The following is an 18,049-nucleotide window of genomic DNA, read 5'->3' as shown; positions in this document are numbered from 1 at the left end:
CCACTCTGGCGGGGTTCTACCGTCGGTCAGACGGCTTCAGACAGCCGGGCGGTTAGTCCTCGCTCGGAAGTTCCCGCTGGATGTCCTCCACCAGGTCCCCGATCAGCTCCGGGGCATCATCCAGGCGGGCTCGCAGGGACGCCATCTCGATGCCGTGCAGCAGACCCACTGCGTAGCGGTCCTTGCCGGTGCGCTGGAAGCTGCGGGCCACACGGGCCAGCCAGTGTTCCATGACGGCGCAGTCCGTGAGGGAACCGAGTTCGTCCTGGTATTCCTTGGCGTACGACGCCGCTTTGGAGCGTTTCTTGCCCGGCTCGACATTCGCGCGGTCCAGGGCATCGCTGACGTACCGGACGGACTTGATGGCCTTGCGGGCGTCGTGCAGGTGATCGAAGTAAACGGCCAGCGCCACGGGATCCTCGTCAGCCTGCGCCAGCCGTTCGCTCAGCTCGGCACCGAGCTCGCTGACTTCGGTTTCACCGGTCTCAGAATCCACGGTCGGCTTGGCCGTGGCCTTCTGGATCACGTCCGTCAAAGCGGTCGTCATGACGGCCTTGGCGAATTTCTTTGCGGACAGCCCCGCGGCCTGCTCACCGAACGTGGAGTCCTGGAACAGTGCCCGCAGGTCAGTCAACAACTGGATGTGCTCGGGACTGTCCAGCATGCGGCGAACGGCCCGAGCGGCGTCGGCAGACGCTGCCTCCGAGGCGGCAAACAAGTCCTGCCGGGCCGCGGTCGTGATCTGGCCCTGGAACTCGTCGTCCAACCGAGCGTGCAGTTGCTCGGCCGCGACTTCCTCGTCACGAGCATCGCTGAGTGCCCGCGCCAGAGTCTTGAGGCGTTCCTCGAGATCAGCCCCGATCTGCTCGGGGATGAAATCGCGCGAGGCGTGCAGCACGCTACGCAAGGCACGGCTGCGCACCCGCATCTGATGCACGGAATCATCCGCGTCGATCCGCACCGCGAAATCCCAGTGCTGCAGCTGGCGTGTGAGAGTTTCACACATGGCCGCCAGAACGTCCTGGCCGCTGGTCGGTGCGTCCTGGACGGGTTCGGATGCTTGCTTCTTCTCAGCTTCCTTCGTGGACTTCTTGGATTTCTTGTCCTTTTTCGCAGAGTCCTTGGAAGAATCCTTGTCCTTGCCGTCCGCGGCCAGTTCCTTGGCCGGCCCTTCGTCCTGGCCCAGCGCGCGAGCAATCTTGGCCGGCGACGTGGAAGCCACTGCCCCCGCCTCGAACAAAATGTCCTCGACTGCCGAGAAGACCGCCTTGGACTGCTTCTTGGACAGTTCATTGGAGCTCAGCTCGATTTCGCACTCGCTCCACTCACGATCGACCCCGGCTCGCTCATCACGCGCGCAGACGAAATCCACGCACAGCACGGCGTGCTGCTGACCGTCTTCGGCGGTGATCGGGTACTCGGCGCGCTTGGTATTGATGGTCGCTACGGGCGTGAGCGGCTGGTCCAGGGTGATCCCGACCAGCGTTTTACGCAACGCTGCGGGCATGCGCGTCGAGGTCTTGAGCGGCTCGTAATGCAGCTCCCCACGCACCTTGCCTGCCTTGTACTTCACGTGCCAACCGTCGTCGCCGCCGCCCGCACGACGCCGCACGGCCACGTTGGCACCGCTCAGCGCGTAATCGTCGGTGTCGAAGTACGCGGCCGTCAAGTCGTAGATTGCGGGCTCGCCCACCGTGAATCCTTTGACCTTGTGCAGCTTGATCTTGGCCGCCTGTTTGGGCGAGACATCGTACTTGCGCTCAATCTCCCATTGGTGCTCAGCCATGACACTCCCTAGATAAGAAACGCGCCGCGACCATCCCTGCTGGGTACGGCCGCGGCGCGGAATCAAAATATTTCTCTAAATCGTTGTGGTTCTACGCGCTATGCCCGGCGGCGCTTGAGGACGTCGTCCAGATTGAGGGCCGCGGATTCCCGTGCACCCGCCTCGGCGGCGTCCTTCAGCGTGGTGGACTTGGCTGCGGGGCGCTGCGGAACCTGCAGGGGCTCGGGTTCACGCGGGGGAACGACCGGAGCCTGGGTGTACAGCGGCTTGGGAACCGGAACCGGCTTCCAGGTGGCCTTGCCCTCGAACTTGGGGGCAGTGGAGCGAGCGACCTTGAGGGCTTCCGCGCGCAGTTCATCCACGGTGTAGGCGGGTTCATGAGTCTTCGCGGCAACCTGCTGCTCAGGCTGTTCCACCTGCACGGGCAGATCCAGCGCGGCCATGGCACGGCGTTCGCGGACCTGTTCTTCCTGGCGGTTCTCGTCCTCGTTGTCGAAGAGCTTCTGCTCCGGCTGCTCCACCGGAGCGCTCACGGAACCGCGGGCACGACGAACGTTTTGTTCCTCGACGGCCAGGTAACGCAATCCGGCAACACAACCGATGCCCAGCAGAGTCAGGACGGTCGGCACAGCCCAGGTGACCGCGGTGAAAGGAGCCATGACACCCGTGATCAGAGCGGTGAACAACAGCATGGCACCGGCCAAGAAGATCAGGGTGCGGTCCCACCGAATGTGCAGGCCGGCCATGGGGCGGCGCGCAGATGCCGCGGTGGACGGTTCCGTTGCCGGCGTCTCCATGGTGCTCTCCCGTTCGTAGGTTGATGTCTTGGGCGCAAGACTCACTGTAGTGTGCTGTGGGCCATTGCGGGGTGCATCGAACCGGAGGTCGCGCGCATCCACCTGTGCCAGCACGGGGGTGTCTTCACGTCGCAGAATTCGGGGTGCCAGCCATACCGCGCACAACACGCACACGATGGCCAAAACGGCCGAGCTGCTTACCCACGTCAATCCCACGACCCCTACCCTAAAGGAGCGGGGGACGAAATCTGCGCCACACAGGACCGTGTTGCTTACAACGGTGTAATTCGTTGCGTGCTACACGGTGCTTTCCTCAGAATACCCTTGCCGGGGTCATCAGAAACGTGCCCGGTGCACGGTCACGAGTTCATCGGATCCCGTGAAGCGATGCACCAACCCGCGGGGAACCTCCGGTGACGTGAGGGCAAAGCTCCGGTGATCCCGCCAGTGCCCGGAAATGTGCAGAAAGTCTTTCCGTAAACCTTCGTCACGGAATCCAAGTTTCTGCACCACTCGCAAAGATTTGACGTTCTCCGGGCGAATGTTGATTTCCATCCGGTGCAGATTCAAATGCTGGAAACAGTAATCGGTGGCCATTGCGACCGCCATGGGCGCAATCCCTCGGCCCGCTTGAGCGGCATCCACCCAGTACCCCAGAGTGGCCGATCTGAACGAGCCACCCGTGATGCTGGAAACACTCAGCTGGCCCACCAATTCGTCTCGGCCGGTCTCCGGATTCACTTCCGTGATCAGCCACGGTAACGAGGTGCCCTGTTTGGCTTGGTCGCGCATCAGTTTCACGAACTGGCGGTACGTGGGCGGCTCTCCCCCGGGCAGCGGGTTGCTGGCCTCCCACGGCTCCAACCACTCACGATTCCGGTACCGGACGCTGTCCCATTCAGCACGGTCACGCATGGACAATGGGCGCAGCGTCAGCTGCGCCCATTGCACACTTACCGGCCACACGACTTCAGTGTTCACGGAACACTGACTATCAGTCCTGCAGGTCCTTTGCGAAATCCTTGACCCACTCGCGCAGGTCCGGACCCAGGTCGCCACGTTCGCACGCGAGCACGATGTTGGCCTTGAGGTAGGACAGTTTGTCACCGGTGTCGAAGCGGCGGCCCTTGAAGACCACGCCGTACATACCGTGCGCCTGATCACCCTTGTCGGAAATGGTCTGCATGGCGTCCGTCAGCTGGATTTCGCCACCGCGGCCCGGAGGGGTGTTCTCGAGGATCTCGAAGATCTCGGGGTGCAGCACGTACCGGCCGATGATGGCCAGGTTGGACGGCGCATCTTCCGGAGCGGGCTTCTCCACCAATCCGTTGACCTGGACGTACTCTTGGCCATCGACCGCGGTGATGTCCGCGCAGCCGTAGGCGCTGATCTGCTCCTGCGGAACCTCCATGAGAGCCACGACCGAACCACCGGTGGCTTGCTGAACCTCGATCATGCGTTCGAGCAGGTCTTCGCTCTCGTCGATGAGGTCGTCACCGAGCAGCACGGCGAAGGGGTCATTGCCCACGTGGGTCTTGGCACGCAACACTGCGTGGCCCAGGCCCTTGGGATCCTGCTGACGCAGGTAGTGAATCTCACCCAGGTCGGAGGCGTGCTCAACTTCAGTGAGCAGCTTGTCCTTGCCGGATTCCTTGAGGGATGCCTCGAGCGCGGGCACACGGTCGAAGTGATCCTCCAGGGCGCGCTTGGAACGCCCCGTGATCATCAGGACATCGTCCAGGCCCGCGTCCACGGCTTCCTGAACGACATATTGAATGGCGGGCCGGTCAACGACCGGCAACATTTCCTTGGGCATGGCCTTGGTGGCCGGCAGGAAACGAGTTCCCAGACCTGCCGCGGGGATGACCGCCTTGTGCGCGCGCTTGGTTTGATTAGGGCTCATAAACTCAGGTTAATGGACGATCCTTCCGTGTGGCTGATTGAGGCAAAATATGCAGAGTTTGTCATCGTCCCTTCATGAGGGGACACCCCGCTTTCGCACGTTTCTCCTCGACGACCGCCGCTCGAATCCACCAAGGACGGAACTGTGATGACCTCCATTTCCTCGAACGGGACCACGAAAGCCGACCTGAGGCGGCGCATCCTGACCGAGCGGCGTCGTCGTTCACCCCAGGTGCGCCAGGCAGCAGCGCACGCGTTGACCGAGCACCTAATGCGGGAGTTGGCCAGGACCTCGACCGGGGATCTGGCCGCGTTCCTGCCCCTGGACACGGAGCCTCCGCTGCTGGCTGCTCTCGAGGCAGCGGACCAAGCCGGTCACCGGGTCTGGGTGCCCGTGGTGGAGACCGACCGTGCGATGCGGTGGTGCCAATGGCGGCCGGGAATCGCGCTTGCGCCCGGCTCGTTGCCGGGTCTGCGCGAACCGATCGGTCCCCGGCACGACATCGAGGTCTTCCGAACCATCGCTCTGATGGTCATCCCGGCCGTTGCCGTGGGCGCCGACGGCGTTCGGCTGGGTTTCGGGGGCGGCTACTACGACCGCTTCCTGGAAAAACTCGCGGCCGCGCATCCCCTGCCCGAGATGCTTGCGTGTGTGTTCCACGACGAGATCCTGGTCGCCGGGAGTATCCCGCGAGAACCACACGACGCCGTGATGACCAAGGCACTGACCGAACGCGGTGTGGTCGGCTTGGGGAGCAGTAAGAATCACACTTCGCAGCCGTCCGGGGCGGAGTAAGATTGGCACTCGGTCCACACCAGTGCCAACTACTTGCGAGGAAATCCGTGCCCGTTTACGCCTACGGCTGCAAAGACTGCGGCCATGCCTTCGACATCCGTCAGTCCTTCACGGACGATGCCCTGACCGAATGCCCCGAGTGCGGTGGCCAGCTGCGTAAGAAGTTCAACACCGTGGGCGTGGTGTTCAAGGGCTCCGGTTTCTACCGCAACGATTCTCGTTCGGATGCCAAGTCCTCCGGTTCCAACGGCTCGGATTCCTCGGCGTCCAGCTCATCTTCATCGTCGTCGAATTCGACGTCGTCTTCGTCCGGCTCCTCCGAGAAGTCCTCTTCCAACAAGGCCGCCTCGAGCGCTGGTACATCTGGGGCTTCCTCGTCCTGAACGGCAGTCCCCTGCGGTGCGTCGTGAGATGACCGCGGCATAGGCACTCCACAGTGCGACCGCGGCCTGTGAAGTCGCGCGCGCATCCCCAACCGGGCTGGTGACTCCGCCGCGGACCCGTGAATGCTCATAACGTTCGGGCATGAGCCCACGAGCCCGCCCCCGATATCCACTGAGTCTGCGTTTCCGAACGGCGGCGAACCGCCGCCACCGGTTGGTCGCCGCTGCCCTGTGTGCCGTGGCGCTCACCCTACTGATCCTGCGCTTCGCTCCCCCGAGCGCGCAGTCCTCCCCCGTACTCACCGTCGTGAATCCGATCCCAGCCGGGCAGGCGTTGACCCGCTCGGACATGAACGTCCAGGACGTTCCCATCGATTGGGTTCCCCAGGACGCACTCACGGACCCCGCACTCGTAACGGGACAGCCTGCCACGGTTGCCCTGGTCCCCGGGCAATTCCTGACGGAATCCTCAGTGCTTGGTCCGGGACTCCTCAAAGGCCAGCCAGACGGCACCACTGCGGCCAGTATTCGTGTCAGCGATCCCGCAGTCCTGCGACACATCCGTCCCGGTGACAGTGTGGATGTGGTCCACCAACCGGACAGCGCCGGGCACGACCAACGGAAAACCATGGCGGAATCGGTGACCGTGCTGTGGAGCGCATCCGAGGATGCTGGTCAAGATGCGTCGCTGTTGTCGGCTTCGGGAACCGATTCCGACCTGGGTCTGGTCGTACTGGCCGCGCCGCGTGATACCGCGACTGGTCTGGCCTCCTTGGACGGCTCCGGACGAACATCGTTGATCCTGGTGGCGGATTAGGTGGATAACTCGGACGTGCCGTGTGGGGGCAGAGTTTTTCAGCCCCAGTGCGGGGGACGCTGTTCCTTTAACCACAGCTCGTGTTCCCAGTCGGACATAGCATCCGAGGCCCCGGACGCGGCACGATCTGGGTCACTCGGCCGCGCGGAGAGGGCGGGATCGTTCACGGCCAAGTTAGGATCCGGCGCACGACCACCGGTGACCCGCCGATGCCCCCGGCGCCGGCGTTTGGAAAGCTCGGTAGCATTTCCGGAAGCAGTGCTGCTATCCGAATCCGCCACCTGACGTGACCCGGTTTCGTGACCGGAGTCAGAACCATGAACGAAATCCACGGGCTCGTCGGATCCGGCCTTCGGGGCCGAGTTTTCCTCGTTCATGGGCCCGCTCAGCCGTTCTCCGCGTCAGCCGACGAGTCCTCGGATCGCTCCGGCCACTCAGCAGCTTCCTGCTCACGGGGCTCGGTCGCCGAGGACTTTGCCTTGGCGTTCAGCCCCAGATACCGCTGCACCAGCGATGCCACCGTCTGCGGATCCGTGAAGACCTCAACGGACCACAGGCTCACGTAGTTCCAGCCCGCCCGTTCGAGTTGCTGCGGAATCAGGCGGGAGCGCTCACGCACACTGAGGGCGCGGCTGCGATCGGAACCGTCGGACTCGATGGCTACGGGAATCCGCGGGGCTTCGCCGTTCTCGGTCGGCTGCACCACGGCACCCGCAGACAGGGACTCGGTATCCGCGTACGCCACCACGTCAATGATGTCCGCATAGTCCGTGTGCACCGTGGCGCCCGCGCGACCCAAGCGGTCGGCGAGGTCCGCGACCAGGGCGTCCGCGGCGTCGTCGGCGATCGAAGCCGGCGCCTGGGCCTTCTCGGATGTCGTAGATTCGCCGAAGAGCAACTCGAGCATGCGGTACATGTCCCGCGCGCCGTACTGCAGGCGACGTTCCTCGGTGTCCTTGGGGTGGATGGAGGTGACGATGTGCGTGTGGCGACGTGCGCGGGTCATGCCGCGCACGAAGGCCTGCCGCCCGTCCTTCTCGGACAGCGCGCCCAGGTTGGGTGTCGACCTGCCGGACGTGGTGCGCCCGAAGCCCAGGGAGAAGATCACGGTGTCGCGTTCGATCCCGGCGGCGCGGTGAAGTTCAACCACGCGGAAGGACTCACGGCCCGGCGCGAAGAAATCTGCGGCCTCACCGTTTTCGCGCAGCCTGCGCTGCACGGCCTGCGCGACGCGGGTCGCGTGCATCGCACTTGCGGTCACGACGGCGAGCGAGCGCTCGGGGTGACGCATCGCGTGGGCGAACACGAGATCCACCGTGCGCTGCACCTCCGCCGACGGCGCCTGCACACCTTCCGTACCGGCGGTCAGGACACCCACGCCGTCCTCGACGTACTCCGCGGACATCCCCGAGGTGGGGCTGACCAGCTCGGATGCGTGCGGGAGGCGAGCGAGAGCGCCGTCGTAGAACGCGGAGTTGAGGTAGTTGAACAGGCGCGGGTCCATGGCCCGACGCACCGAGGTGAGACCGCGCTGGTCGACCACGCGGCTGAGCGCGTCGAAGGCCGATTCGAGCTCGGCCACCGGCTGTGGGACGTCCCCGGAATTCTGTTGCGGTGCCACCGTGAAGGGGTGGGGATTACCGGCGTGGGCATCGCCGAAGGCGATGACCTGGTCCGCACGCACCAGAGCCGGCAGGGTCGCGGCGAGAGGCGTGGATTCGGCGTCCAGGATGACCACGGTGTCGATGTGCTGGTCCTCGACCAGCGTTGCCGAGAGCACGAGCGGGCTCGCGGTCCACACCGGCACCAACTGCTTGATGAGCCCTTCCTCCGCACTCAACTGGTCCGGGCGCACCCGCCCCGAGCGCAGCATGTCCCGCAAGTTCCGAGCGGCCACGGGACTGCGTCGGATGCTGTGCCTCCAGCGCATGGCGAGTTCGTGCATCAAACGGCCGGGAGCCGAGGCCACGTGTGCGGAATCGGCGCGCCGGAAAATGGATTCGGTGCGTCGCAGTTCGTTGCCGTGGGGCATAGCCACGAAGTCGTCGCCGCTGATCATGGCCTCGAGCACGGATTGCCACCAGGCCAGTTCCAGCTCACCCCGGACCTCGTGGGCGGGCACGCGACGGTCCTGCATGTCCTGCAGGAACTCCCCCAACCCGCGCGAACGCAGGTCGTCCAAGAGCATGGTGCGTTCGGGCAGCGTGGCCAGGTGGGCCTCGTCGTTGATCAGATCGTCGAGAGTGGTTTCCAGCTGCTCGACGTCCGCTGATTCCAGTGTGGCGGCGGTGGGTGAACCTTCCAGGGCAATCGCGAGTCCCTCGAGGTCCTCACTGAATCGACGCTGGATGTCCCGGACCTCGCGAGCGCGATCGGACACGGCCGGTTGCTCGAGGGACGTGGCCCATGTGCGCCAGCGGTCCCGCTCGGACTGCACCTTGACCAACGCCGCGTGCAGGTCCGAGATGTGAGCACCCGGGCGCATGTACTCCTTGGCGGCCTTGCGCAATCGTGAGCGTTGCAGCCCGGTCATCTCGATTCCGTGATCCCGGCGCCAGCCCGATGACGCGGTCGCGGCAATCAGGTCGGTGACCGGTCGGTCGTAGATGTCCGGGGTGAAGTGCTTGAGGGAGTCGCCGACCTCGATGACCAGCGACAGCTGTTGCGCCCACTCCTGGATGGTGCTTCCGGGGCGCAGCCCGGACACTGCCAGGACACTGCGGATCCCGGTCTTCAGGGTGGTCAGTTCGAGCAGCAGGGACTTGGCCAGTTGGTGGGCTTCGCGGGCCTCGTCGTCATTGACCAAGCGAGCACCGTTCCACGGCCCGGCGAGGGTCTCGGCGTCGAAGGCCCCCAATCGGGCGGCGCGTTCCAGTTGCTTCTCGACCTCGGCACGGTGGGACACGGCGTCGAGCACCGATCGGCGGAACCGCACGGCCGTCTGCGGGCCGGGTTCGCGGGCCGTCAGCTCCGCTAGGGCCTGCATCGCCTGATAGGGCGAGGCCTGCCAGCGCGGGCGCACGGCATGCAGCGATTCTTCGTGAACACGCAGCTGACCCCGCGTAACTCGCAGTGTGTTGTGGAGCTGCTCGAGATCCGGTTCTTCAGTGCGCTCGTTGCGGGCGATGGCGTTCACGAGTCGCTCGGCGATGTCATCGTCGTTGAGGTGCGAGCCCAGCGGCAGCACGAGCGACTCCAGACCCAAACGGCTCCAGGCGCGGGTGAAGGCGGAGAGCGTGGTGCGGGACTCGCCCAGCACCAGGACACTCTTGTTGCGGTACACGAGTGAGCCCACGGTGGCCACCACGGTGTCGATGGCAGGAGTGCCCACCGGTGTGCTGACCACAAAGCTCTCGCCTTGTTCGGCCAGGTCCACGACCTCCTGCTGGCTGCGGTCCAGATCGGTCAGGGACAGTTCCTGCGCGGGATCGCGGTGGTCGAGAGGCTCGGCGCGGTTCTCGACGGGAGAGACGACCGGGAGTTTGCCCACTTCGTGGTTCTTCAGCCGCGCCAAGTCACGCACGAACGCGGTGCGCGCCTCGACGTTCTCGTCCGCGGGACGTTCGTGCAGGTCCGCGAAGGTCGACACGAGCAGCTGGTGATCCACGTGCATGCCCGGGACGTCCACGGCCAGCTGCCGCAGGGTCTCGAGCACGGGCGCGGGATCCAGACGGCGGGTGCCGTACGCCAGGCGAGACATCTCCCCCGTGGCCAGCTCCACGTCGTAATCCTCGCGCAACCGGCGCACCAGGGCCGGGTTCAACCGCGCCGGAGCCACAATCTGCAGTTCGAAATCCTTACCGTCCGGTCGTAGCTTCACGGTCACCGGTGCCAGCAGCACCGGTGCGATGAATCGCCGCTGCCCGTCCACGGCCGGGTTGGTCAACCACGACGCCGTTCCGGCCGCTAAATACGCGGCGTCCAGTCCGTGCATGACCGAGAGTTCATGGATCTTGGTACGCAGCGCACGTGCGGAGCGGGCAGCACGTTCGTAGGCGGGGTCCTGATGATGAATCATCGTGGACAGTCTGGTGGGACGGCCCATCAACAACTGCGCCTGTCCCGAGGAATTGGCTTCCGCCAGGTCGATGCACACGTTATCCACGCGGTTGAATTCCAGCAGTGTGTCCGGACCGGTATAGGCATCCATTTGCTGGGTCCAGGCACGCAAGGACACCCTGGAATCGGTCCCGGTCTCGGTGGTGTTCTCGGGGCGTTCTTGGGGCGCGTCTGCAGACATGAGTCTCCTACTCACGAGTGCGCCGACCGCGTCACCCGCTCCCGGGTGACGCGGCCGACGCACCGGCACTGATGTTCGATCACAACGAGTGTGGGATTACTCCCACTCGATGGTTCCGGGCGGCTTGGACGTGACGTCCAGGACCACGCGGTTGATTTCCTCGACCTCGTTGGTGATGCGGTTGGAAATCTTGGCCAGCAACTCCGAGGGCAATCGTGACCAGTCCGCGGTCATGGCATCCTCGCTGCTGACGGGGCGCAGCACAATGGGGTGACCGTAGGTGCGGCCGTCTCCCTGCACGCCCACCGAGCGGACGTCCGCGAGCAGGACCACGGGCATCTGCCACACGTCGTCGTCCAGGCCGGCGCGGGTCAGCTCCTCGCGGGCAATGGCATCCGCGCGGCGCAGGATGTCCAGTCGCTCCTCGGTGACCTCACCGATGATGCGGATACCCAGGCCGGGGCCGGGGAAGGGCTGGCGGCCCACGATGTTCTCCGGCAGACCCAGTTCGCGACCCACCGCGCGGACCTCGTCCTTGAACAGCTGGCGCAGCGGCTCGACCAACTCGAACTGTAGGTCTTCCGGCAGCCCGCCCACGTTGTGGTGGCTCTTGATGTTGGCTGCACCTTCACCGCCGCCGGATTCCACGACGTCCGGGTACAGGGTGCCCTGGACCAGGAACTGGACGGGCTTACCGTCAGCGGCCTCGGCGCGCAGCACCTGTTCCTCCGCGGCCTCGAACGCGCGAATGAACTCGCGGCCGATGGTCTTGCGCTTGGTCTCGGGATCGCTCACGCCGGCCAGTGCGGAGAGGAAGCGATCCGATTCGCGGGCCACGTGGAGCTTCACACCGGTGGCGGCCACGTAATCCTTCTCGACTTGTTCCACCTCGTCCTGGCGCATCAGGCCGTGATCGACCAGCACACAGGTCAGGCGGTCGCCGATGGCGCGCTGCACGAGAGCCGCGGCCACAGCCGAGTCCACGCCGCCGGACAGGCCGCACAGGGCCTTGCCGTCGCCCACCTGGGCGCGGATCAGGGCGACCTGCTCGTCAATGATGTTGCCGGTGGACCATGACGGACTGATCTGGGCACCGTTGAACAGGAAGTTCTCGAGCACCTGCTGGCCGTAGGCCGAGTGCTTGACCTCCGGGTGCCACTGCACGCCGTAGAGCTTGCGTTCGGGATTCTCGAAGGCCGCCACGGGGGCGCCGTCACTGGAAGCCAGGGTGGTGAAACCTTCCGGCGCAGCGGTCACGGAATCACCGTGGCTCATCCACACGGTCTGCACGTCCGGGGAGCCCTCCAACAGGGTTCCCGTGACCTCCTGGGACGCGGTGGCCACGGTGGCACCGTATTCGCGGGCTCCGGTGCGTTCCACCGAGCCACCCAGTGCGCTGGCCATGACCTGGAAGCCGTAGCAAATGCCCAGCACGGGCACGCCGGCCTCGAACAGCTCGGAGTCACGCTGCGGTGCGCCGGGTGCGTACACGGAGGACGGGCCACCCGACAGGATGATGGCCGCCGGATTGCGCTGCAGAATTTTTTCGGTGGACCAGGTGTGCGGAACGATTTCCGAGTAGACGTTCGCTTCGCGGACCCTGCGGGCGATCAGCTGCGCGTACTGCGCGCCGTAATCGACCACAAGAACCGGGCGGTCCTCGAGTTCGGTGAGGTTGTCAGGGGTTTCAGTCACGGGCTCAAGTCTAGAACACCAGCGCGCGCTTTATCCCACGCTCAGTATCGCTTGGCGGCCTTGGGGTTCGAGGCCAGCTCCACCTCGGTGGAACGGTGGATCTTGCGCTCCACGATGAAGGACAGGAACGGCACTACACCGCCCAGAGCCATCACAATCAGCTGCGGGAACGGCCAACGCATGAGCGACCAGATGCGGAAACACGCCGCCAAGTACACCACGTAGAACCAGCCGTGGATGATCAGGATCCACGTAGAGATGTTCACTCCCCCGGCCAGGTTCTCCAGTTCCAGGTTCTGCCAGCCCAGCGCCACGGTCTCACCGGTGATCTTGTCGGTGCCGCCTGCGATCAGGTCGTAGCCCAGGCCGTAGCGGGTGATCATCTCGGCCACGAGCAAAAGCAGGAACGTACCGGAAACCCAGGCGCAGATCTTGTAGAACGTCAGGGCACCACGGATCTGAGCCTCGGTGCCGCCGAATCGACGTCGCGGCTGCAGTGCCGCCGCACGCGCCTTGACGTTCTCGGGCACGGTGGCGCGCTCCGGAGTGGCGTCCGCGGGAGTGTTCACGCGCACGCCGTCCGTGCGACGAACCGGCTTGGGGTTGTGCTGGGGATCAGGGGTGGGTTCACTCATGCGTGGCTCCGTGCTCGGGGTGGGTGCGGTTCTCGCGCGTCGAGGCTCCATTGGATGAGGAGGTCGCCGCCGGTTGGTCGTCAAAGTAGTAGTAGCACTGATCGCGCTCGTCCCAGTAATAGAAGGACTGGGCGTCCTCATCCCAGAAGTAGTCCCCCTCCAGGTAGAAGTACTTCTGAGGATCCTGACGGCGCAGGTACTCGTCGCGGACGAAGCGCCACCACAGGAACACCGCGAAGCCCGCGAACACGATCCATTCCAGGGCGTAGAACAGATTCAGCATGTTCAGGGACGTATCGGTGGGCTGCTGATCGATGTCCAGATCACGCAGCTCAGCGCTCATCACGCTCGCGTTTTCTGCCAGGGCACCCTGCTCGGTCACGGGCAGCTCCTCGCCCGCGGGTACCTCGGCGGCGGCCGCCACGTACCCGGAGTACAACGGGGCGTTCCACACGTTGGTCAGCTGCGCGGGAGACAGTGAGGCCAGTTCCTTCTCGGGAAGCTCGCGGTCGCCCAGGGGCGCCTCGGGCGGCAGGAAACGGCCCGCAACGGTCACGGCGTCCGACGGCGCCGCGGGCACCTGATCCGCGGATTCCACCCAGCCGCGCGCCACGGCCATGGACATGGGACCGTTGGCGGCATCCCACGACTCTTCGGAGTCACGAATCACGAGTTCCGAGACCACCCAGTAGCCCTCCGCGCCGTCGTAGAGGCGGCCGGGGATCACCACGGTTGAATCGGGAACGTACCTACCGGTGATCTCCACGGTGTGATCGGCAGTGGTTGCGGTGGCCACCTCGCCGGGTTGAATCACTTCAGACAGGGGCTTCACACGATCCTTGTCCGGATCGGCAACGGTGGCGGCCTGATCGGAACTGCTCAGCTGCCACATGCTCAAGATCACGAAGAGTGCCGCAATGATCAAGCTCACCGTCAGAAAGGCGAGCGACCGGGGGCTGAGAGCGATCTTGAGCACCACACAAGAGTAGTGGGCCGCCCTGTGCGTTTCCCAAATCCCCCGCGGGGATCGGTCGACACGCAGGACGGCCCACTCTGACTCGACCGACGGTGGTCAGCCGCGGATCACGACCTCGGCCCGCTGGAACTCCTTGAGGTCCGAGTACCCGGTCGTGGCCATGGCTCGACGCAGCGCACCGATGATGTTCGAGGATCCGTCCACGTGACGTGCGGGACCGTTCAACACCTCTTCCAAGGAACCCACGGTGCCTACGCTGGTGCGTTCCCCGCGCGGTGAATGCTGGTGGTGGGACTCCGCGCCCCACAGCCAACCCTGCCCGGGCGCCTCCTCGGCGCGCGCGAGCACGGTACCGAGCATGACGGCATCCGCGCCCATGGCGATCGCCTTGACGATGTCACCCGAGGTGCCCAGACCGCCGTCGGCGATCACGTGAACGTACCGGCCACCGGACTCATCCAGGTAGTCGCGACGTGCCGCGGCTACGTCGGAAATGGCCGTGGCCATCGCCGCGTGGATGCCCAGGATCGACTCGGTGCGCAGCGAAGCGCCGCCGCCGAAGCCCACCAGCACGCCCGCGGCACCGGTGCGCATGAGGTGCAGCGCCGGTGTGTAACCGGCCGCGCCACCCACGATGACCGGGACGTCCAGGTCGTAGATGAACTTCTTGAGGTCCAGGGGCTCCTGGTTCTGCGAGACGTGCTCGGCGGACACCGTGGTGCCGCGGATGACGAACAGGTCCACGCCCGCCTCGAGCACGGTCTTGTAGTGCTCGACCACGCGCTGCGGCGACAACGAACCGGACACGATCACGCCGGCCTCGCGGATCTCGGCGAGGCGGGCCTTGATCAGCTCGGGCTGGATGGGAGCGCTGTAGAGCTCCTGCATCCGGCGCGTGGCCTCGGGCACGTTGTCCGTGGACAAGTCCGCGATCTCGTCCAACACCGGCTGCGGATCCTCGTACCGAGTCCACAGACCCTCCAGGTCCAGCACGCCCAGGCCACCGGCCTGACCCAGGGCAATGGCTGTTGCCGGAGACATGACCGAGTCCATGGGCGCGCCCACCACGGGGATGTCGAACTTGTAGGCGTCGATCTGCCAGTGCGTGCTCACGTCCTGCGGATCGCGGGTACGCCGCGACGGGACCAGGGCGATCTCGTCCAGGTTGAACGTGCGGCGGACCCGCTTGGAGCGGCCCAGCTCAATGTCGTAGCTCACGGGTAATCCTTTCCCCGCGCAACCGTGCGCGAGTAGCGGGAGGGGTGAATCAGCGCTTGTAGTTGGGCGATTCCACGGTCATGGTGATGTCGTGCGGGTGCGATTCCTTGAGCCCCGCGGGGGTGATGCGCACGAACCGGCCCTTCATCTTGAGCTCTTCCACGTTGTGAGCGCCCACGTAGAACATGGTCTGGCGCAGACCGCCGTCCAGCTGGTGCAACACGGAAGCCAAGGGGCCGCGGTAGGGCACCTGACCTTCGATGCCCTCGGGGATCAGCTTCTCATCGTCGGAGACGTCCGCCTGGAAGTAGCGGTCCTTGGAGTAGGAGGTGTTCTTACCGCGGGACTGCATGGCACCCAACGAACCCATGCCACGATAGGCCTTGTACTGCTTACCGGCCACGAACACGAGTTCTCCCGGGGACTCGTCACAACCGGCGAGCAGTGAACCGAGCATCACGGAATCGGCACCGGCCACCAGGGCCTTGCCGATGTCACCGGAGAACTGGAGGCCGCCGTCCGCGATCATCGGGATCCCGGCCGGGATGGTGGCCTTGGCGGCCTCGTTGATCGCGGTGATCTGGGGAACGCCCACGCCGGCGATGACGCGGGTGGTGCAGATGGAGCCCGGCCCCACGCCCACCTTCACGGCATCCGCACCGGCGTCCACGATGGCCTGCGCGCCCGCGCGGGTTGCCGCCTGACCGCCGATGATGTCCACGTGGGACGCGGCTGACTCGTGCTTGAGGCGCGAGATCATGTCCAGCACACCCTGCGAGTGGCCGTTAGCGGTGTCGATGAACAGTGCGTCCACACCGGCATCGATCAGGGTCATGGCGCGTTCGAAACCGTCACCGAAGAAACCGACGGCGGCGCCCACGCGCAAACGACCTTCGTCGTCCTTGGTGGCCAGCGGATACTGCTCCGCCTTGGTGAAGTCTTTGACGGTAATCAGGCCGGTGAGCCGGTCCTGCTCATCTACGAGGGGCAGCTTCTCGATCTTGTGCGTGGCCAACAGCTTGTGGGCCTCGTCCTTGCTCATCCCCACGTTGCCGGTCACCAGCGGCATGGGGGTCATGACCTCGCGCACCTTACGGGTCTGGAAATCGGACTCCGGCAGGTAACGGGTGTCACGGTTGGTGATGATGCCCAGCAGCCTCTGGTTCTCGTCCACCACGGGCAGACCGGAGACCTTGTAATAGCCGCACAGGTGGTCCAGCTCGGCCAGGGTGGCGTCCGGTCCCACGGTCACCGGGTTGGTGATCATGCCGGACTCGCTGCGCTTGACGCGGTCCACGTGATCGGCCTGATCCTGGATGGATAGGTTGCGGTGGATCACACCCATGCCGCCCAGTCGGGCCATCGAGATGGCCATGGCGGATTCGGTCACGGTGTCCATGGCCGCGGAGAGAACGGGGGCCTCAACGTCGATCCGGCGCGAAAGCCGGGTCTTGGTCGATGCCTCGGATGGAATCACGTCCGTGTTGCCGGGAAGCAACAAAACGTCGTCGTAGGTCAGTCCGGTCAAGCCGAACGGGTCGTCCATGAGTGCGGTGGGCACGGCATCGGTCACGAAAGCTCCCTTTCACCAAGTAGTTTCCGTTTCATTCTACGGTCATGCTCAGACACTCTCCCCACCCGCGACCGTGCGCCGATCATCACAACTGGACGCCTGCGGCGGAGAGCGCCTGCTCAGCCCGCCGCGTGAACTCCGGGGCGAGCGTGTGGGCATACATCTCGCTGAGGTGGTCGTCATCGAAGTAGACGTAGACGTTTCCCACCGTGGGGCGACACTGCTGGTCCGGACAGACCAAGTCCGTCATGTCCATGGACTCGAAGTGGGGCAGTTCCGCGGCCAGTGCCCTCTGGGGATCCGGAGTGCCCAGCATGGCGTGGCCCCGGTAGCAATCAGGGTGATCCGTGCCCTTGTCGATGGCGCAGTTGGCCAAAGGCCCCGGGAAGCGGGGAACATCACGGATCCCCACCACGGGAATACCCAGTGCGTCCAACTCACGCATCCGCTGTTCGAACCCGGGCTTCGACTGTTCGCCATTGACGCTCGTAAAGGTCCCCTGGACGAACATGAGATCGGGGTCGATCACGTCCACCGCTTGGTCCGCACCGTTCAGCCAGCCCTTGCACGACTCGGCAGGTTGTTCTTCTGCCACGGTGTAGAAACAACCCAATTGGCTGTAAATGATCACTCGCCAGTTGTTCGTCTCGGCCATCGGCTCCAACGCGGGTAACCAGTGCTGCGTGTGGCTGTTGCCTACCAGCAGCACGGTCTTGTCCGGGGAGTCGTTCGGCACGAACTCGTGACATGCGTTTGCGTAGGCCGGATCGAGCGCAATGTCACCCGGGCAACTTTCACCGATCCACGCATCATTGGCCGGCAGGTCTTCCGGAAGCGGTAACGCGGGGGCGCCAGGGTCGCCCCGGAAGTTGAATCCCGGTTCCAACGCCACGGCCCCGGGGTTGTTCCGATAGGCATTGTCCACGAGTCGTTGCGCACGAACCGATTCGGTCTGCATCCAGAGGACCGTTGGCACCACGACCGTCGCTACACACACGGCGATGACCGCCCCCGATCGCCGCTGACTGAGTTCGGGCCACTGCCACCGCCTGATGGGGTTCTCCACCTTGTGGGTAATGATGATGGCCAGCACCACGGAGAGCACGACCAGCACGATTCCTGAGCGCCACCCCGCCATCGGTCGGTCTCGGATCACCAGATAGGTGATCAGCAACGGCCAGTGCACGAGATACAGGGCATAGGCGGCGTCGCCGAGCTTGACCACTGGCCA

Annotated in this window: 14 protein-coding genes; 3 read left to right on the top strand and 11 right to left on the bottom strand. The window is 65.0% G+C overall.

The window, feature by feature from the left end; all coding sequences use genetic code 11:
• Positions 1 to 52 precede the first annotated feature (52 nt).
• The 4 genes from EWV37_RS14205 to galU all read right to left on the bottom strand — a co-directional run bounded on the left by EWV37_RS14205 (position 53) and on the right by galU (position 4,486).
• The gene (locus EWV37_RS14205; RefSeq protein ID WP_129702342.1) at positions 53 to 1,786 is read right to left on the bottom strand and encodes a CYTH and CHAD domain-containing protein; all 1,734 of its coding nucleotides are present in this window, start codon (positions 1,784 to 1,786) and stop codon (positions 53 to 55) included.
• 98 nt (positions 1,787 to 1,884) lie between these two features.
• On the bottom strand, positions 1,885 to 2,583 hold the full coding sequence (locus EWV37_RS14200) for a hypothetical protein (protein WP_095798836.1): 699 nt from the start codon (positions 2,581 to 2,583) through the stop codon (positions 1,885 to 1,887).
• Positions 2,584 to 2,919: 336 nt separating this feature from the next.
• Positions 2,920 to 3,564, bottom strand: coding sequence for a GNAT family N-acetyltransferase (locus EWV37_RS14195; protein ID WP_095798835.1), 645 nt, complete (start codon positions 3,562 to 3,564; stop codon positions 2,920 to 2,922).
• 13 nt (positions 3,565 to 3,577) lie between these two features.
• Entirely contained in the window at positions 3,578 to 4,486 is a 909-nt protein-coding gene (gene galU / locus EWV37_RS14190) for a UTP--glucose-1-phosphate uridylyltransferase GalU (protein WP_095798834.1), read from the bottom strand.
• A 147-nt stretch (positions 4,487 to 4,633) separates the two neighbouring features.
• Here galU and EWV37_RS14185 point away from each other — a divergent pair, with 147 nt between their 5' ends.
• The 3 genes from EWV37_RS14185 (at position 4,634) to EWV37_RS14175 (ending at position 6,481) form a co-directional block, all read left to right on the top strand.
• Positions 4,634 to 5,281 carry a 5-formyltetrahydrofolate cyclo-ligase gene (locus tag EWV37_RS14185; protein WP_129702341.1) on the top strand — a complete coding sequence of 216 codons (648 nt, stop codon included), beginning with the start codon at positions 4,634 to 4,636 and terminating at the stop codon, positions 5,279 to 5,281.
• 47 nt (positions 5,282 to 5,328) lie between these two features.
• Complete coding sequence (locus EWV37_RS14180; RefSeq protein ID WP_129702340.1) at positions 5,329 to 5,664, top strand: FmdB family zinc ribbon protein; 336 nt, start codon at positions 5,329 to 5,331, stop codon at positions 5,662 to 5,664.
• A gap of 142 nt (positions 5,665 to 5,806) precedes the next feature.
• Entirely contained in the window at positions 5,807 to 6,481 is a 675-nt protein-coding gene (locus tag EWV37_RS14175) for an RcpC/CpaB family pilus assembly protein (RefSeq protein ID WP_129702339.1), read from the top strand.
• A gap of 385 nt (positions 6,482 to 6,866) precedes the next feature.
• On the opposite strand, the gene EWV37_RS14165 is transcribed toward EWV37_RS14175, so the two are convergent.
• From EWV37_RS14165 to EWV37_RS15520, 7 genes are all read right to left on the bottom strand, one after another.
• The gene (locus tag EWV37_RS14165) at positions 6,867 to 10,721 is read right to left on the bottom strand and encodes a DUF4011 domain-containing protein (protein ID WP_238663315.1); all 3,855 of its coding nucleotides are present in this window, start codon (positions 10,719 to 10,721) and stop codon (positions 6,867 to 6,869) included.
• 96 nt (positions 10,722 to 10,817) lie between these two features.
• Entirely contained in the window at positions 10,818 to 12,416 is a 1,599-nt protein-coding gene (guaA, locus tag EWV37_RS14160) for a glutamine-hydrolyzing GMP synthase (RefSeq protein ID WP_095798830.1), read from the bottom strand.
• A 41-nt stretch (positions 12,417 to 12,457) separates the two neighbouring features.
• Positions 12,458 to 13,051 (bottom strand): DUF3817 domain-containing protein, encoded by a 594-nt coding sequence (locus EWV37_RS14155; protein WP_095798829.1) that lies wholly within the window; start codon positions 13,049 to 13,051, stop codon positions 12,458 to 12,460.
• Positions 13,044 to 13,982: an SURF1 family protein gene (locus EWV37_RS14150; RefSeq protein ID WP_238663313.1), complete on the bottom strand. Its 939-nt coding sequence runs from the start codon at positions 13,980 to 13,982 to the stop codon at positions 13,044 to 13,046. The genes EWV37_RS14155 and EWV37_RS14150 overlap by 8 nt, the downstream gene beginning before the upstream one ends.
• Before the next feature lie 141 nt (positions 13,983 to 14,123).
• Positions 14,124 to 15,245, bottom strand: coding sequence for a GuaB3 family IMP dehydrogenase-related protein (locus tag EWV37_RS14145; RefSeq protein WP_129702337.1), 1,122 nt, complete (start codon positions 15,243 to 15,245; stop codon positions 14,124 to 14,126).
• Positions 15,246 to 15,294: 49 nt separating this feature from the next.
• Complete coding sequence (guaB, locus tag EWV37_RS14140) at positions 15,295 to 16,791, bottom strand: IMP dehydrogenase (protein ID WP_129702361.1); 1,497 nt, start codon at positions 16,789 to 16,791, stop codon at positions 15,295 to 15,297.
• Between the two features lie 112 nt (positions 16,792 to 16,903).
• Positions 16,904 to 18,049: acyltransferase family protein (locus EWV37_RS15520; protein WP_274543011.1), on the bottom strand; the 1,146-nt coding region annotated here is incomplete at its 5' end.

Source organism: Kocuria carniphila, from assembly GCF_004136555.1.
In the GTDB taxonomy this organism is placed as follows: Bacteria; Actinomycetota; Actinomycetes; order Actinomycetales; family Micrococcaceae; genus Kocuria; species Kocuria carniphila.
This window is presented reverse-complemented; position numbering and strand designations above follow the sequence as displayed.

Coding starts and splice junctions, on each gene's coding strand:
- EWV37_RS14205 (WP_129702342.1), bottom strand. CDS start 1,786: ATGGCTGAGCACCAATGGGAGATTGAGCGCAAGTACGATGTCTCGCCC.
- EWV37_RS14200 (WP_095798836.1), bottom strand. CDS start 2,583: ATGGAGACGCCGGCAACGGAACCGTCCACCGCGGCATCTGCGCGCCGC.
- galU (WP_095798834.1), bottom strand. CDS start 4,486: ATGAGCCCTAATCAAACCAAGCGCGCGCACAAGGCGGTCATCCCCGCG.
- EWV37_RS14185 (WP_129702341.1), top strand. CDS start 4,634: ATGACCTCCATTTCCTCGAACGGGACCACGAAAGCCGACCTGAGGCGG.
- EWV37_RS14175 (WP_129702339.1), top strand. CDS start 5,807: ATGAGCCCACGAGCCCGCCCCCGATATCCACTGAGTCTGCGTTTCCGA.
- EWV37_RS14165 (WP_238663315.1), bottom strand. CDS start 10,721: ATGTCTGCAGACGCGCCCCAAGAACGCCCCGAGAACACCACCGAGACC.
- EWV37_RS14155 (WP_095798829.1), bottom strand. CDS start 13,051: ATGAGTGAACCCACCCCTGATCCCCAGCACAACCCCAAGCCGGTTCGT.
- guaB (WP_129702361.1), bottom strand. CDS start 16,791: ATGGACGACCCGTTCGGCTTGACCGGACTGACCTACGACGACGTTTTG.